The sequence below is a fragment of the Curtobacterium sp. MCPF17_050 genome, assembly GCF_003224435.2.
Taxonomy (GTDB): domain Bacteria; phylum Actinomycetota; class Actinomycetes; order Actinomycetales; family Microbacteriaceae; genus Curtobacterium.
Map to the genome: position 1 here is coordinate 2,047,185 of NZ_CP126250.1, position 15,464 is coordinate 2,062,648.

Annotated in this window: 13 protein-coding genes, 3 tRNA genes and 2 rRNA genes; 3 read left to right on the top strand and 15 right to left on the bottom strand. The window is 67.6% G+C overall.

The window, feature by feature from the left end; all coding sequences use genetic code 11:
- Positions 1 to 37: 37 nt before the first annotated feature.
- Genes murA through leuC form a run of 3 tightly spaced genes read right to left on the bottom strand, consistent with a single transcriptional unit; the run spans position 38 to position 3,452 of the window.
- A complete protein-coding gene (gene murA / locus DEJ34_RS09680) occupies positions 38 to 1,405 on the bottom strand; it encodes a UDP-N-acetylglucosamine 1-carboxyvinyltransferase (RefSeq protein WP_110826129.1) in 1,368 nt (455 codons plus the stop codon).
- Positions 1,405 to 2,001 (bottom strand): 3-isopropylmalate dehydratase small subunit, encoded by a 597-nt coding sequence (gene leuD, locus DEJ34_RS09685; RefSeq protein ID WP_110826128.1) that lies wholly within the window; start codon positions 1,999 to 2,001, stop codon positions 1,405 to 1,407. Before leuD ends, murA begins: the two co-directional genes overlap by 1 nt.
- On the bottom strand, positions 2,001 to 3,452 hold the full coding sequence (leuC, locus tag DEJ34_RS09690) for a 3-isopropylmalate dehydratase large subunit (protein WP_110890945.1): 1,452 nt from the start codon (positions 3,450 to 3,452) through the stop codon (positions 2,001 to 2,003). Before leuC ends, leuD begins: the two co-directional genes overlap by 1 nt.
- A 145-nt stretch (positions 3,453 to 3,597) precedes the next feature.
- On the opposite strand from leuC, the gene DEJ34_RS09695 reads away from it, so the two are divergent.
- Together DEJ34_RS09695 and DEJ34_RS09700 are read left to right on the top strand one after the other, a co-directional pair.
- On the top strand, positions 3,598 to 4,665 hold the full coding sequence (locus DEJ34_RS09695) for an FUSC family protein (RefSeq protein WP_110901501.1): 1,068 nt from the start codon (positions 3,598 to 3,600) through the stop codon (positions 4,663 to 4,665).
- Between the two features lie 100 nt (positions 4,666 to 4,765).
- Positions 4,766 to 5,203 (top strand): GNAT family N-acetyltransferase, encoded by a 438-nt coding sequence (locus tag DEJ34_RS09700; RefSeq protein WP_110901502.1) that lies wholly within the window; start codon positions 4,766 to 4,768, stop codon positions 5,201 to 5,203.
- A gap of 44 nt (positions 5,204 to 5,247) precedes the next feature.
- On the opposite strand, the gene DEJ34_RS09705 is transcribed toward DEJ34_RS09700, so the two are convergent.
- The 5 genes from DEJ34_RS09705 to DEJ34_RS09725 form a co-directional block, all read right to left on the bottom strand.
- Positions 5,248 to 5,850 carry a histidine phosphatase family protein gene (locus tag DEJ34_RS09705; protein WP_110826124.1) on the bottom strand — a complete coding sequence of 201 codons (603 nt, stop codon included), beginning with the start codon at positions 5,848 to 5,850 and terminating at the stop codon, positions 5,248 to 5,250.
- A complete protein-coding gene (crcB, locus tag DEJ34_RS09710; RefSeq protein WP_110901503.1) occupies positions 5,847 to 6,221 on the bottom strand; it encodes a fluoride efflux transporter CrcB in 375 nt (124 codons plus the stop codon). The genes DEJ34_RS09705 and crcB overlap by 4 nt, the downstream gene beginning before the upstream one ends.
- Positions 6,218 to 6,682 carry a fluoride efflux transporter FluC gene (locus DEJ34_RS09715; RefSeq protein WP_110901504.1) on the bottom strand — a complete coding sequence of 155 codons (465 nt, stop codon included), beginning with the start codon at positions 6,680 to 6,682 and terminating at the stop codon, positions 6,218 to 6,220. Before DEJ34_RS09715 ends, crcB begins: the two co-directional genes overlap by 4 nt.
- 91 nt (positions 6,683 to 6,773) lie before the next feature.
- A tRNA-Glu gene (locus tag DEJ34_RS09720) sits at positions 6,774 to 6,849 on the bottom strand.
- Between the two features lie 33 nt (positions 6,850 to 6,882).
- Positions 6,883 to 6,958, bottom strand: a tRNA-Glu gene (locus DEJ34_RS09725).
- 103 nt (positions 6,959 to 7,061) lie between these two features.
- On the opposite strand from DEJ34_RS09725, the gene DEJ34_RS09730 reads away from it, so the two are divergent.
- Complete coding sequence (locus DEJ34_RS09730; RefSeq protein ID WP_110901505.1) at positions 7,062 to 7,937, top strand: DUF72 domain-containing protein; 876 nt, start codon at positions 7,062 to 7,064, stop codon at positions 7,935 to 7,937.
- Here the strand turns inward: DEJ34_RS09730 and DEJ34_RS09735 are convergent.
- From DEJ34_RS09735 to DEJ34_RS09765, 7 genes are all read right to left on the bottom strand, one after another.
- The gene (locus DEJ34_RS09735) at positions 7,874 to 8,506 is read right to left on the bottom strand and encodes an MBL fold metallo-hydrolase (protein WP_110901506.1); all 633 of its coding nucleotides are present in this window, start codon (positions 8,504 to 8,506) and stop codon (positions 7,874 to 7,876) included. The genes DEJ34_RS09730 and DEJ34_RS09735 overlap by 64 nt on opposite strands.
- 109 nt (positions 8,507 to 8,615) lie before the next feature.
- Positions 8,616 to 8,906, bottom strand: coding sequence for a zinc ribbon domain-containing protein (locus DEJ34_RS09740; protein ID WP_110901507.1), 291 nt, complete (start codon positions 8,904 to 8,906; stop codon positions 8,616 to 8,618).
- Positions 8,907 to 9,090: 184 nt separating this feature from the next.
- Positions 9,091 to 9,165, bottom strand: a tRNA-Gln gene (locus DEJ34_RS09745).
- 44 nt (positions 9,166 to 9,209) lie between these two features.
- Complete coding sequence (locus DEJ34_RS09750) at positions 9,210 to 10,133, bottom strand: NAD(P)/FAD-dependent oxidoreductase (protein ID WP_375342322.1); 924 nt, start codon at positions 10,131 to 10,133, stop codon at positions 9,210 to 9,212.
- Between the two features lie 5 nt (positions 10,134 to 10,138).
- Positions 10,139 to 11,626 carry a glutamate--tRNA ligase gene (gltX, locus tag DEJ34_RS09755; protein ID WP_110890953.1) on the bottom strand — a complete coding sequence of 496 codons (1,488 nt, stop codon included), beginning with the start codon at positions 11,624 to 11,626 and terminating at the stop codon, positions 10,139 to 10,141.
- 154 nt (positions 11,627 to 11,780) lie between these two features.
- Positions 11,781 to 11,897, bottom strand: a 5S ribosomal RNA gene (gene rrf, locus DEJ34_RS09760).
- Positions 11,898 to 12,037: 140 nt separating this feature from the next.
- A 23S ribosomal RNA gene (locus DEJ34_RS09765) occupies positions 12,038 to 15,165 on the bottom strand.
- Between the last annotated feature and the right edge of the window lie 299 nt (positions 15,166 to 15,464).

Here is a 15,464-nt window from a genome sequence, read left to right on the forward strand (position 1 = left end):
GTCACCGGTGCCGCCGTGGTCGTGCTGCTCCGCCACGTCAGCCGGCGAAGTCGAAGTCCGCGCCGAGCTTGCGGAGCTTCGGGATGAAGTGCTCGTACCCGCGGCTGATGATGCCGACGTTCGTGATGTGCGACTCGCCCTCCGCGGTCAGCGCCGCGATGAGGTGGCTGAAGCCGCCGCGGAGGTCCGGGACGCGGACGTTTGCACCGTGCAGCTTCGTCGGGCCGGTGATGACCGCGGCCTGCTCGAAGGGACGACGGGCGACGCGACGGTCGTGGCCGGGCAGGCCCTCCTTGTGCACGACGATGTCGGCACCCATCTCGTTGAGCGCGTCGGTGAAGCCGAAGCGGTTCTCGTAGACGGTCTCGTGCACGACGCTCTGGCCCTCGGCCTGCGTGAGCGCGACGACGAGGGGCTGCTGCCAGTCGGTCATGAACCCGGGGTGCACGTCGGTCTCGATGACGACGGGCTTGAGGACGTCCAGCTCGCGGTAGAACCGGATGCCGTCCTCCTGGATGTCGAACCCGCCGCCGACCTTCCGGAAGACGTTGAGGAACGTCATGAGCTCCTGCTGCTTGGCGCCCTCGACGAAGATGTCGCCGTTGGTCGCCAGCGCGGCGGAGGCCCAGCTCGCGGCCTCGTTGCGGTCGTTGATCGCACGGTGCGTGTACCCGCGGAGCGACTTGACGCCCTCGATGAAGATCGTGCGGCTCGGTTCGACCGTGACGATCGCGCCCATCTTCTGCAGGATCGCGATGAGGTCCATGATCTCGGGCTCGATCGCGGCGTTCCGCAGCTCCGTGGTGCCCTCGGCGAGGACGGACGAGAGCAGGACCTGCTCGGTCGCGCCGACGCTCGGGTAGGGGAGCTCGATGTTCGCGCCCTTGAGGCCGTTCGGGGCCGTGATGTGGATGCCCGAGACCTGCTTGTCGACGACGGCACCCATGGCGCGCAGCGCGTCGAGGTGGAAGTCGATCGGGCGGTCGCCGATGCGGCAGCCGCCGAGGTCGGGGATGAACGCCTCGCCGAGCTTGTGCAGCAGCGGACCGCAGAACAGGATCGGGATCCGGCTCGAGCCGGCGTGTGCGTCGATCTCGGCGAAGTGCGCCGACTCCACGCGCGAGGGGTCGAGGATGAGCTCGCCACGGGCGGGGTCCGTCACGCGGACACCGTGCACCTCGAGCAGGCCACGCACGACCTTGACGTCGGAGATGTCCGGGACGTCCTTGAGGATCGACGGGGTGTCGCCGAGGAGCGCAGCGACCATGGCCTTGGTCGCCAGGTTCTTCGCACCGCGGACCTCGATGCGTCCCACGAGCGGTTTGCCGCCCCGGATGACGATCTCGTCCGACTTCAACCCGACGCGCGCCCCTGCAGCTGCTGCGTCCTGTACGAGAGAGTTCACTACTTCACCGGCAATGTCTTCGGCCGCCAACGGGAGCGGCGGGATTCGAACTCCGTGATCGAGGTCTCGTCACGGAGGGTGAGCCCGATGTCGTCGAGCCCTTCCATCAACCGCCAACGAGTGTAAGCGTCGATCTCGAAAGCCACGTCCATGTCGCCGATCGACACGCGCTGTGTCGCCAGGTCGACGGTCGCCTCGATCCCGGGCTGGGCCTCGATCGCCGCCCACATCCGCTCGATCTCGGGCTCGGACACCATCGCGGTGACCAGGCCCTGCTTGCCGGCGTTGCCCTTGAAGATGTCCGCGAAACGGGGTGAGACGACCACGCGGAACCCGAAGTCGCGCAGCGCCCACACCGCGTGCTCGCGGGACGACCCGGTGCCGAAGTCCGGGCCGGCGACCAGGACCTTCGCGCCCTGGTAGGCGGGCTGGTTGAGCACGAAGTCGGGGTCCTGGCGCCAACCGGAGAACAGCGCGTCCTCGAACCCGGTCTTCGTGACCCGCTTGAGGTAGACCGCGGGGATGATCTGGTCGGTGTCGACGTTCGACCGCTTCAGCGGTGCCGCGATCCCGGTGACGGTGCCGATCTTCTCCATCAGTTGTTCCCTCCAGCCGTCGCCGGCACGGCCAGGCGGGCGTCGTCCTCTTCCAGGTCCCACGGGCTCGACAGCGTTCCGCGGACAGCGGTCGCCGCGGCCACGAGCGGCGAGACCAGGTGGGTCCGGCCGCCCTTGCCCTGCCGCCCCTCGAAGTTGCGGTTCGAGGTCGAGGCACAGCGCTCCCCCGGCGCGAGCTGGTCCGGGTTCATGCCAAGGCACATCGAGCAGCCGGCGAAGCGCCACTCCGCACCGAACTCGGTGAACACCTGGTCCAGGCCCTCGGCCTCGGCCTCCAGGCGCACCCGGGCGGACCCCGGCACGACCATCACCCGCACGCCCGGCGCCTTCTGACGCCCGCGGATGACCGACGCGAAGGCGCGCAGGTCCTCGATGCGGGAGTTGGTGCATGAGCCCATGAACACCGCGTCGACGGCGATGTCCTTCATCGGCGTCCCGGCGGCGATGTCCATGTACTCGAGGGCTCGGGAGGCCGCGGCCTGGTCGTTCGGGTCGGTGAAGTCGGACGGCGACGGGACGGAGTCGGACAGCGAGACGCCCTGACCGGGGTTCGTCCCCCAGGTGACGAAGGGCTCGAGGGTGTCCGCGTCGATGAAGACCTCGGCGTCGAACACGGCGTCGTCGTCGGTCGCGAGGGTGTCCCAGTAGGCGACGGCCTCGTCCCAGTCGGCGCCCGTCGGGGCGTGGTCGCGGCCCTGGACGTAGTCGTACGTGGTCTGGTCGGGGGCGACCATGCCCGCACGGGCACCGGCCTCGATCGACATGTTGCAGATCGTCATGCGGCCCTCCATGGAGAGCGCCCGGATCGCGGAGCCGCGGTACTCGAGCACGTAGCCCTGTCCGCCGCCGGTGCCGATCTGCGCGATGACCGCCAGGATGATGTCCTTCGCCGTGACGCCCGGGCGCAGCGTGCCCTCGACGGTCACCGCCATCGTCTTGAAGGGCTTGAGCGGCAGCGTCTGCGTGGCGAGGACGTGCTCGACCTCGCTCGTGCCGATGCCGAACGCCATGGCGCCGAAGGCCCCGTGCGTCGAGGTGTGCGAGTCCCCGCAGACGACCGTGATGCCGGGCATGGTGAGTCCGAGCTGCGGACCGACCACGTGCACGATCCCCTGTTCCTTGTCGCCCAGCGAGTGCAGGCGGACGCCGAACTCCTCGCAGTTGCGGCGGAGCGTCTCGATCTGCGTGCGGCTGGTCGGGTCCGCGATCGGCCGGTCGATGGCGAGCGTCGGGGTGTTGTGGTCCTCGGTGGCGATGGTGAGGTCCAGGCGTCGCACCGGACGACCGGCCTGCCGCAGGCCGTCGAAGGCCTGCGGGCTCGTCACCTCGTGCACCAGGTGGAGGTCGATGTAGAGGAGGTCCGGGTTGCCGTCCTCACCCTTGACGACGACGTGGTCGTCCCACACCTTCTCGGCGAGCGTCCTGCCCATGCCCGTGCCTCCTCATCCGCGTTCCGACTCCGCTGTCACGGCGTCGTCCGAGCATGGTAGCAGCTTGGTATACCAACTGCGACGACGCCCGGGAGGCCCGCCCCGCGGTCCCCGACACCCGTCGCGGTGAGAGGATGGCGGGGACATGACGACGCCCGCGCACTCGACCCGCACCACCAACCTCGAGGGCGCGGCCCGCGCCGCGATCGCCGGTGGGGTACCGCTGGCACTCCTCATCGCGCTCGGCCTGCCGCAGTACGCGGCCTTCGCGGTGTTCGCCGGGTTCACGGCGATCTTCGGCGCGACCGAGCCCTACCGACAGCGCGCCGTGACGACCGGGGTCGCCGGCGCGATGCAGGTCGTGTGCATGGCGGCGGGCATCGCCGTCGCCCTCCTCGGCGCACCGCTCTGGCTGCAGGGAATCGGGCTCGTCGTCGTCATCGTCGGCGCGGTCGGCACGCTGACGGCACTCCGGGCGATCCCGGCACAGCCGATCTTCCCGGTGTTCGCCTTCGTGGTGTCCGCGCTCGTGCCCGTGCGTCCGTCCGACCTGCCGCTCGTGGCGACGATCATCCTCTGCGCGGTGGCCTGGGCATGGCTCGTCGCGATGTCCGGCGCCGCGTTCCGGCTGGTCCTGCACCCGCACGTGCCGCACCGCTTCCGCCCGCTCGCGGACCGCAAGCACCGTTCCCTCGCGGTCCTCCGGACGTCGGCCCTCTGGGAGACGGTCGCGCTCAACGTCGTCGGCGCACTCGGTGCCGGTGCCCTCGCCGAGGCGCTGCCCGGCCTCGGGCACCCGTACTGGGCGGTCATCGCCGTCGTGTCGACGCTGCCCGCGCTCCGGCAGCGGCACACCGTCTCGCGCGCGGTCCAGCGCGTCGTGGGCACGGTCGGCGGCACGGTGATCGCGGTCGGGATCCTGCTGCTCGAGCCCTCGGCCTGGTGGATCGTCGCGATCGCGGTCGTCGGACAGTTCGGGGCCGAGGTCTTCGTCGCCCGGAACTACGCCGTCTGCCTGCTGTTCCTCACCCCGCTCGCCCTCGCCGTCTCGTGGCTCAGCGTGCCCGAAGCGCCGACGCTCCTCGCACTCGACCGGATCGGCCAGACGCTCCTCGGCGCCCTGGTGAGCCTCGTGCTCCTCGCCGTCGGGCGCGCGGTCGAACGGCGGCGCGGTCGTCCGCTCGGCGCGACCAGCAGCATCCGAACCGTCTGACGGACCGCGGTCGTCCCGACGGTCCCGTACCGGGCCTCCCGGGCGGCGCAGGGCAGGCCCGGACGTCCGGCACGCCCGGCGCATGCGGCACGATGGGCGCATGGACGACATCGCCACGCCCGGGACCTACACGCTGCTGCCCACCGCACCGCCGCTCGAGGACTACCTGCGCCTCCGACGCGACTCCGGCTTGACACCGGTGACGGCCGAGCAGGGCGCGCCGGCGATCGACGGCGCGTGGTCGGCGTGTCACGTCGTCGACGAGGACGGGAGACCGGTCTCGATGGGGCGGGTCATCGGCGACGGCGGGTGGTACTTCCACGTCGTCGACATCGCCACCGACCCCGGGCACCAGCGTCGTGGGCTCGGACGGGCCGTCGTCGAGTGGCTCGTCGCGGACGTGCGCGAGCGGGCCCCGGAAGGCGCCTACGTCTCGCTCATCGGGGACCCGCCCGGGCAGCGCCTCTACCGGTCACTCGGGTTCGAGGACGTGGCGCCGAGCCTCGGCATGGCGATGGTCCTCGGCACGGACGGCTGAGCGCGGACCGCTGTCCCCGGTCGGCTGCTCGCCGTCGGCCGTGCTCAGCGCGGCTCGATGTTCCAGGCGTCGATGACCGGGCGGCCGTGCTCGTAGCCGAGGGTGCTGACCGTCGCCGTCCCGAGCTTGAGCACGGCACCGTCCTGCGGGGCGAGCCGGATCCAGGCAGCACCGAGGGCGCGGAGGACGTGGCCGTGGGCGACGACGATCGCGTCGTGTCCCTCGGCCAGGACGGGCCGCGCCCGGTTGATGACCCGTTCCACGCGGACCCGGACCTCGGCAGCGTTCTCGCCGGGGGTGTCACCGGCCGGGACCCCGTCGGTCCACAGGTCCCACGGGCCGTGCCGCTGCACCTTGATCTGCGGCGTCGTGAGGCCCTCGTAGGCGCCGTAGTCCCACTCGTACAGGTCCTCGTCGAGTTCCGGGTCGACGCCGATGATGCGGGCGGTCTCGCGCGCACGTGTCAGCGGGCTGGACAGTGCCAACGCGAACTCGCGGTCGGCGAGGTACCGGGCGGCACGCTCCGCCTGGGCCTCCCCGTTCGCCGTGAGGGGGATGTCCGTGCGGCCGGTGTGCTGCCCGCTCTTCGACCACTCCGTCTCTCCGTGACGGACGAGGACGAGTTCGCCGGGGCGTTCCGAGGTCATGAGTTCCTTCCGAGCCAGAGGCCGAGCGCAGCAGCGCCGACCGAGACGACGAGCATGCCGAGGCCGTTGAGGACGGCGAGCCGGGTCTTGCCGGATCGGAGGAGCTGCACGGTCTCGACGCTCGCCGTCGAGAACGTCGTGTACCCACCCATCATGCCCGTCCCGAGCACGGCGACCATCGGGACGGCGATCGTCCCGGCTCCACCGAGCCCCGTGACGAGTCCGAGGACGAACGACCCGGTGACGTTGACGAGCATCGTGCCGAGCGGGAACCGCCGCACCCCCGCCCTCACAAGTCCGTCCAGGACGAACCGCAGTGCGGCTCCGACGCCGCCGCCCGCCGCGACGAGCAGGAGTCCCACGGCCGTCACCGCGCCGGCCCCGTCCCCGGCCCCGCCGACGCCGTGGCTCGCCGCCGGAGCCCCGCGGCGAGGGCGGTCCCGGCGGCCACCGCGGCGAGGCCGAGCAGCACGGTCAGCAGCGCGGCGCCGGCGCCGGCTCCCCAGCGCCCGACGTCGATGAGCCGAGCGGTGTCGTCCGCCAGCGTGCTGTAGGTCGTGAAGCCACCGAGCACCCCGGTCCCCACGAACAGCCGGACGGTCCGCCGACGTCCGACGTCGGGGCCGGACAGTGCGAGGTGCTCGAGCAGCAGACCGAGACCGAACGCCCCGGCGACGTTGATCGCGAGGATCGTCCAGCTGATGCCGTCGACGGGCGGCAGCACGGCGGCGAGCACGGCCCGGACCGCGGTGCCGAGGGCTCCACCGAGGGCGACCAACGCGATGAGTCCGGCGCGCAGGTGCGGCGGCCGTCCCGCCGGTCGTCCGTCCATCCGTCGTCTCCTGCCCACTCGCACCCCGGCTGCACCCGCTGCCGGGCGGGACGACGAAGGCCCCCACCCGGACGGGTGGGGGCCTTCGTGCTGGTGACCCCAGCGGGATTCGAACCCGCGTTACCGCCGTGAGAGGGCAGCGTACTAGGCCGCTATACGATGGGGCCGCGGCGATGTGTCGGTTCGGTGTGTGTCACTCGTGGTGACCCCAGCGGGATTCGAACCCGCGTTACCGCCGTGAGAGGGCGGCGTACTAGGCCACTGTACGATGGGGCCGTTCCGACAACTCGACAAGTATGGCACAGGGTGTGAGCGAGCGCCAAAACGAGCCCGTCCGTCCCGGTGTGTCGCCGGTCCGACCGGGGCATACGGTGGGTCGATGACGGTGCGCATCGGCCTGTCCGGCTGGCAGTACGACTCGTGGCGCGGCGACTTCTACCCGGAGGGCCTGGCGAAACGACGCTGGCTCGAGCACGTCGGTGATCGGTTCCCGGCCGTCGAGGTCAACGGCTCCTTCTACTCGTTGCAGCGTCCGTCCCGGTACCGCGCCTGGCGGGCGGCCGTCCCGGAGGGCTTCCGGTTCGCACTCAAGGGCGGCCGCTACCTCACACACATGCTGCGGCTCCGGAACGTGGACACCGCGCTGGCGAACTTCTTCGCCTCCGGTCCGCTCGAGCTCGGTCCGGCCCTCGGTCCGGTGCTCTGGCAGCTGCCCGAGCACGTCGTGCCCACGCCGGAGGTCCTCGACGCGTTCCTGGCGGCCCTGCCCCGCTCCCACGGTGACGCCGCCACGCTCGCCACCGGGCACGACGCCAAGGTCGCCGAGCCCGCCACGACGACGGAGCACGCCAGGCTGCGGATCGACCACGCGCTCGAGGTCCGGTCGCCGGACGCCGGCACGCCCGAGCACCTCGCGGTGCTCCGCCGGCACCGGGTCGCGCTCGTGGACTCACACGCCGGGGACTTCCCCCGGTTCGTCCACGACACGGACGCGCCCCTGGCGTACCTCCGTCTGCATGGAGCGCCGCACACGTACCACGACGGCTACCCACCGGAGGCCCTGGCGGACTGGGCCAGCACCGTCCGCCGTCACGACGAGGCGGGCCGTGACGTGTGGGTCTTCTTCGACAACGACGCGGAACGGCACGCCCCCTGGGACGCACTCGGCCTCGCCCGGCTCGTCGGCCGCCCTCAGACCCGGAGCGACTCCCCCGGCGCCAGCGAGACGACCTCGCCCGCGGGTTCGACGACCTGACGGACCCGGTCGGTGTGCCCGGCGAGCCCAATGTCCGAGAGCGTGGCCTCGTGGATCGGGACGGCGCGTCGCGGTGCCACCGCTGCCAGGTGGTCCATGAGCTCACCGATCTTGAGCCACGGTGCGCCGACGGGTGTCGCGAAGAGCTCCACCGGCACGCCCGGGTGGATGTAAGCGTCGCCCGGGTGGAACAGCAGCCCGTTGACGAACACCCCGGTGTTGTCGACCACCGGGACGGACGAGTGGATGAGCTGGTGTCGCGTCCCGTGGAAGGTGAGGGAGAACGGCCCGACGGTCCGGGCCTCCCCCGCGGTCACCACGTCCACGGCGACGACCTCGGCCAACGCCGTGGCGACACCGGCCGGGCCGAACACGGGGATGCCCGGGTTGCGCTCGAGGATGCCGGCCACCTGCTCGGCGGTGCCGTGGTCCGGGTGCTCGTGGGTGACGACGACGGCGACCACGCCCGTCACCTCGACGGGGCGGGTGAAGGCGCCGGGGTCGATGACCAGACGGGCGCCGTCCTCCTCGACGACGAGGCAGGCGTGCTCGAGCTTCGTGACCAACATGGCGACGAGCGTACGCCGCCCTGCACGCGCAGGGTCCGGCCCGTCGCCGGGCCGACGGAATCCCGGCTCCCCGCGTCACCGGTTGTCCGGCGGACGCCCGGCCCGGTCCCTACCGGGCGTCCGGCGGCAGGGTCTCCTGGGCGGCGTGTGCGGCCTGGGCGTGCTCGGCGTCGGCGATGAAGCGTTCCGCACCGTCGCGGGGCATGGCGGACTGTCCGCCACAGTACGAGCACTGGAGCACGTAGCGGCCGTGTCCGAAGGGGAACACGGGCACGAAGAAGAGCGTGAACCAGGTGCGGAGGCGGTGCAGGCGCTGCGCGGCGGTCGATCCGCAGAGGGCACAGGCGAAGAAGAGGACGCCGGCGAGGGCGGTCCTGGTGCGGCTGCCGAAGATGATCATGACGTCCCCTGTCGGTGGTCGGTCGCCGGACGCCTCCGACGACGTCGTCGTCGGCGTTCGGGCGTGGCGCGTGCTGTTCCGCCCATGATGGGCCACTCGTGGTGTGGACGAGCGGATCGAACACGCGGCCGAGCCCGGGAACGACGAAAGCCCCCGGTTTCCCGGGGGCCTTCGATCACGTTGCTGGCTGGGGTACCTGGACTCGAACCAAGAACGACGGTACCAGAAACCGCTGTGTTGCCAATTACACCATACCCCATCGGACCCTGCGGTCCTGCGCCCCGTTGTCCGGGGCACGATCAACTACTGTACAGCATCCCGGAGGTCTTCGAGACCACCCACCAGGTCGCGGTGCACCGCAGCGGCCGTCGACGCCCCGTGACCGGCCGCGACGATGAGCTGTTCCGGTCCCGGCGGCGTGATGTCTCCCACCGCGTACAGCCCGGGTGCGCCGGTCCGACCGAGCCGGTCCACCCGCACCAGGCCCTGCTCGTCCCGGTCGAGGTCCGCGTCGACCCAGTCGAGGTCCGCGTGCCACACCGGGCGGACGAAGGCGCCCGAGCGCGGTTCGACGTGCCCGTCCGCGAGCCGCACACCCGTCATCCCGTCGCGGTCGCCCTCGAGGTCGGCCAGCGGTCGGTCGTCGACACGGATGCCCGCGCGTTCGAGCCGCGTGCGACCCTCGCCGGTCACCGGGGCCACGCCGTTCGTGTACACCACGAGGTCGTCCGTCCACGCGCCGACGAGCAGCGCGCGGTCGACGACGTCGTCCGTCTCGCAGATGAAGGCCAGCGGTTGCCCGGCCTTGTCGTAGGCGTCGCACTCCACACAGCTGTGCACGTCGGTGCCGTAGAACGCGCGGAGTGACGGCAGCGCGGGGAACGCCTCACGGAGACCCGTGGCGAGGACGACCGCGCGCGCAGCGGCGTCCACGTCCGTCCCCCGCCAGCTGCCGTGCACCCGCCAGGCGTCACCGTCGCGCCAGAGCCGGTCGACGACGGCCTGCGTGACCGTGGCCTCCGGGTACCCGGCGACCTCCTCGCGACCGAGCCGCCGGAGCTCGAGGGGCGAGATGCCGTCCCGTGTGATGAACCCGTGCGATCGGAGGGTCGCCGCGTTCCGGGGCCGGTTCGCGTCGACGAGCAAGACGGTCCGCTTGGCCCGCACCAGGTTCAGCGCGGCGCTGAGCCCCGCGGGACCCGCGCCGACCACGACGACGTCGTACACGGCCGTCAGCGGGCCGCGAGGGAGCGCAGTCGCGCGAGCGTCGACGCCTTGCCGAGGATCTCCATCGACTCGAAGAGCGGCGGGCTGATCCGTCGCCCGGACACCGCGACGCGCAGCGGACCGAAGGCGACACGGGGCTTGAGCCCGAGTCCGTCGATCAACGCCCCACGCAGCGCCTGCTCGATCGCCGTGGTCTCCCAACTCTCGAGCGCGTCGAGCGCCTCGATGCCGGCCTGCAGGACGGGCACGGGGTCGCCCTTGAGCGAGGCGAGGGCGTCGTCCTCCACCACGAGGTCCGCGTCCGACGTGAACAGGAAGCCGAGCATCGCAGGCGCCTCGCTCAGCAGCTGCATGCGCTCCTGCACGAGCGGTGCCGCGAGGGCGAGGACACGCTCCTGCTCCGGTGTCGCCGGCTCGTCGAGGTACGCGGTCAGGTACGGCTTGAGACGCTCGCGGAAGTCCGCCGCGTCGAGCAGACGGATGTGGTCGCCGTTGATCGACTCGGCCTTCTTGTGGTCGAACCGTGCCGGGTTCGGGTTCACGTCGGTGACCTCGAACGCGGCGGTCATCTCGTCGACGGAGAACACGTCACGGTCGGGACCGATCGACCAGCCGAGCAGCGCGAGGTAGTTGACGAGCCCCTCCGGCACCATCCCGTTCGACCGGTGGTGGAACAGGTTCGACTCCGGGTCCCGCTTCGAGAGCTTCTTGTTGCCCTCACCCATGACGTAGGGCAGGTGCCCGAACTGCGGAATGAAGTCGGCCATCCCGATCTCGTGGAGCGCCTCGTAGAGTGCGATCTGCCGCGGCGTCGAGGACAGCAGGTCCTCCCCACGGAGGACGTGGGTGATCCCCATCAGCGCGTCGTCGAGCGGGTTCGTGAACGTGTACAGCGGCTTGCCGTTCGGCCGGACCACGACGAAGTCCGGGAACGAGCCCTGCGGGAAGGTGATGTCGCCACGCACCAGGTCCTGGAAGCCCAGGTCACGGTCGGGCACACGCAGACGCAGCGCCGGCTCCCGGCCCTCGTCGCGGAAGGCCTGACGCTCGGCGTCGCTGAGGTCGCGCTCGTGGTTGTCGTAGCCCTGCTTCGGGTCCCGCCCGTTCGCCCGGTTCCGCGCTTCCATCTCCTCGGGCGTCACGAAGGACTCGTACACGTGGCCGGCGTCCTTGAGCCGCGCGATCGCGTCGACGTAGACGTCCGTACGCTCCGACTGCCGGTACGGGCCGTGGGGGCCACCGACCTCGACGCCCTCGTCCCAGTCGAGCCGCAACCAGCGGAGCGCCTCGATGATCTGACCGTACGACTCCTCGCTGTCCCGGGCGGCGTCGGTGTCCTCGATGCGGAACACGAGCTTGCCGCCCGTGTGCCGCGCGTACGCCCAGTTGAACAGGGCGGTACGGACGAGGCCGACGTGCGGCGTTCCGGTGGGCGACGGGCAGAACCGGACGCGGACGTCGGAACCGGTGGCTGAGGAGAATGGCGCTGTCATGACGCCGTCGATCCTACCGTGGCGCTCCCCTGCCGATCGGTGTCGGGGGCGACGCCCCTGCGTCGAGGATGCGGCTGGGGACGCGAAAGAGCCCCTGACCGGGGTGAGCATTAAAGCTCACCCCGGTCAGGGGCTCGATCGTTCTGTGAAAGAAGTCCGGCGGCGTCCTACTCTCCCACAAGGTCCCCCTTGCAGTACCATCGGCGCTGAGAGGCTTAGCTTCCGGGTTCGGAATGTGACCGGGCGTTTCCCTCTCGCTATGACCACCGGAACAATTTCGACACTCCAACAAGGAAGCTTCGAAACCGTTCCGCGCATGCGCGGTGTTCAGTTTCAGTTGTTCCCGATCGTCTGTCGGGAACCACAAAGTGGACGCGAGCCCCACACCCGTAAGGGTGTGGGTAAAAAGTGTGTGTCAAGTCTTCGGCTTATTAGTACCGGTCAGCTCCACGGGTCGTTAGTCCCCGCTTCCACATCCGGCCTATCAACCCAGTAGTCTGCTGGGAGCCTCTCACACTCAAGGTGCATGGAAATCTCATCTCGAAGACGGCTTCCCGCTTAGATGCTTTCAGCGGTTATCCGGTCCGAACGTAGCTAATCAGCGGTGCCCTTGGCAGAACAACTGACACACCAGAGGTTCGTCCATCCCGGTCCTCTCGTACTAGGGATAGATCTTCTCAAATTTCCAACGCGCGCAGCGGATAGGGACCGAACTGTCTCACGACGTTCTAAACCCAGCTCGCGTACCGCTTTAATGGGCGAACAGCCCAACCCTTGGGACCTACTCCAGCCCCAGGATGCGACGAGCCGACATCGAGGTGCCAAACCATGCCGTCGATATGGACTCTTGGGCAAGATCAGCCTGTTATCCCCGAGGTACCTTTTATCCGTTGAGCGACAGCGCTTCCACAAGCCACTGCCGGATCACTAGTCCCGACTTTCGTCCCTGCTCGACCTGTCAGTCTCACAGTCAAGCTCCCTTGTGCACTTACACTCGCCACCTGATTGCCAACCAGGTTGAGGGAACCTTTGGGCGCCTCCGTTACTCTTTGGGAGGCAACCGCCCCAGTTAAACTACCCATCAGGCACTGTCCATGAACCCGATCAGGGTCCTACGTTAGACATCCAAAGTGACCAGAGTGGTATTTCAACAATGACTCCACGAACACTAGCGTGCCCGCTTCACAGTCTCCCACCTATCCTACACAAGCCACTCCGAACACCAATACCAAACTATAGTAAAGGTCACGGGGTCTTTCCGTCCTGCTGCGCGTAACGAGCATCTTTACTCGTAGTGCAATTTCGCCGAGTTCGCGGTTGAGACAGCTGGGAAGTCGTTACGCCATTCGTGCAGGTCGGAACTTACCCGACAAGGAATTTCGCTACCTTAGGATGGTTATAGTTACCACCGCCGTTTACTGGGGCTTAAATTCAGAGCTTCGCCGTGAGGCTGACCCTTCCTCTTAACCTTCCAGCACCGGGCAGGCGTCAGTCCGTATACATCGTCTTGCGACTTCGCACGGACCTGTGTTTTTAGTAAACAGTCGCTTCCCACTGGTCTCTGCGGCCTTCAACGCTCACGGAGTGAATCCGGTCACGTGTCCGGCCCCCCTTCTCCCGAAGTTACGGGGGCATTTTGCCGAGTTCCTTAACCACGATTATCTCGATCTCCTTGGTATTCTCTACCTGACCACCTGAGTCGGTTTCGGGTACGGGCGGCTGCAACCTCGCGTCGATGCTTTTCTCGGCAGCATAGGATCACTGATTTCCCCTGACGGGTACGCGTCGGATCTCAGGCGTACAGACGACGGATTTGCCTATCGTCAGCCCTACATCCTTACACCAGGTTCACCTTACGGATACCATCGCCTGGCTCAGCTACCTTCCTGCGTCACACCTGTTCATACGCTAACCGCACCAGCATGGGGTCGAGCGTTAGACCGGCCCGTCTCACCCCGAAGGGATCAACAAGTGCCGGGTTAGGACTCTTAGCACCACTGGATTAGCTTGGGCGGTTGTTCGCCGGTACGGGAATATCAACCCGTTGTCCATCGACTACGCCTGTCGGCCTCGCCTTAGGTCCCGACTTACCCAGGGCGGATTAACCTGGCCCTGGAACCCTTGGTCTTTCGGAGGACGGGTTTCTCACCCGTCTTTCGCTACTCATGCCTGCATTCTCACTCGTGTGGCGTCCACGGCTGGATCACTCCGCCGCTTCACTCGCCACACGACGCTCTCCTACCACTCCGCACGACTGAACCACGAAGGCTTGTCTATGTGCGAAATCTACAACTTCGGCGGTGTGCTTGAGCCCCGTTACATTGTCGGCGCGGAATCACTTGACCAGTGAGCTATTACGCACTCTTTCAAGGGTGGCTGCTTCTAAGCCAACCTCCTGGTTGTCTGTGCAACTCCACATCCTTTCCCACTTAGCACACGCTTAGGGGCCTTAGTTGGTAGTCTGGGTTGTTTCCCTCTCGACGATGAAGCTTATCCCCCACCGTCTCACTGCTGCGCTCTCACTCACCGGCATTCGGAGTTTGGCTGACGTCAGTAACCTGTTGAGGCCCATCGGCCATCCAGTAGCTCTACCTCCGGCGAGAAACACGCAACGCTGCACCTAAATGCATTTCGGAGAGAACCAGCTATCACGAAGTTTGATTGGCCTTTCACCCCTATCCACAGCTCATCCCCTCCATTTTCAACTGAAGTGGGTTCGGTCCTCCACGACGTCTTACCGTCGCTTCAACCTGGCCATGGATAGATCACTTCGCTTCGGGTCTAGGACATGCGACTGAATCGCCCTATTCAGACTCGCTTTCGCTACGGCTACCCCACACGGGTTAACCTCGCCACATATCGCTAACTCGCAGGCTCATTCTTCAAAAGGCACGCCGTCACCCCTACAAAGGAGGCTCCGACGGTTTGTAAGCAAACGGTTTCAGGTACTATTTCACTCCCCTCCCGGGGTACTTTTCACCTTTCCCTCACGGTACTTGTCCGCTATCGGTCATCTGGGAGTATTTAGGCTTATCAGGTGGTCCTGACAGATTCACACGGGATTTCTCGGGCCCCGTGCTACTTGGGATACACATCCGGCCATAACACCATTTCGTCTACGGGGCTGGCACCCACTACGGCCCGGCTTTCAAACCGGTTCGACTATGATGCGCTGTAACCGTCCCAGTCCGGCAGAACTGAGCGACGTGTCCCACAACCCCGACCATGCAACGCCCGCCGGCTATCACACATGATCGGTTTAGCCTCATCCGTTTTCGCTCGCCACTACTCACGGAATCACATGTTGTTTTCTCTTCCTGTGGGTACTGAGATGTTTCACTTCCCCACGTTCCCTCTACCCGCCCTATATATTCAGGCGGGAGTCACCAGGTCGACAAGTCGCCTGGCGGGGTTTCCCCATTCGGAAATCCTCGGCTCACAGCTCGATTATCAGCTCCCCGAGGCTTATCGCAGATTTCTACGTCCTTCTTCGGCTCCAGATGCCAAGGCATCCACCGTTTGCTCTTAGAAACTTGACCACAAAGATTAAAATTGCGATCCAACGCCATGTTTCACGCCAACCCGAAAGCCGACGATCATCGATGACGCGAATCTAAAGATGCTCGCGTCCACTGTGTAGTTCTCAACATACGATCGGCACCACACTCCACCAGACACAACGCCTAGCCTCATGCAGCCCACCGAAGGACCTTGCGGCCCAACCCCCAACCACCGAACCCGCCTCCAAAAGAGACAACCCGACGATCAGGAAGCCTGGTCCCTCAGGACCCAACAACGTGCACCAGCCAACCCGCTTCCCCCCGACCCGTTCCAACCC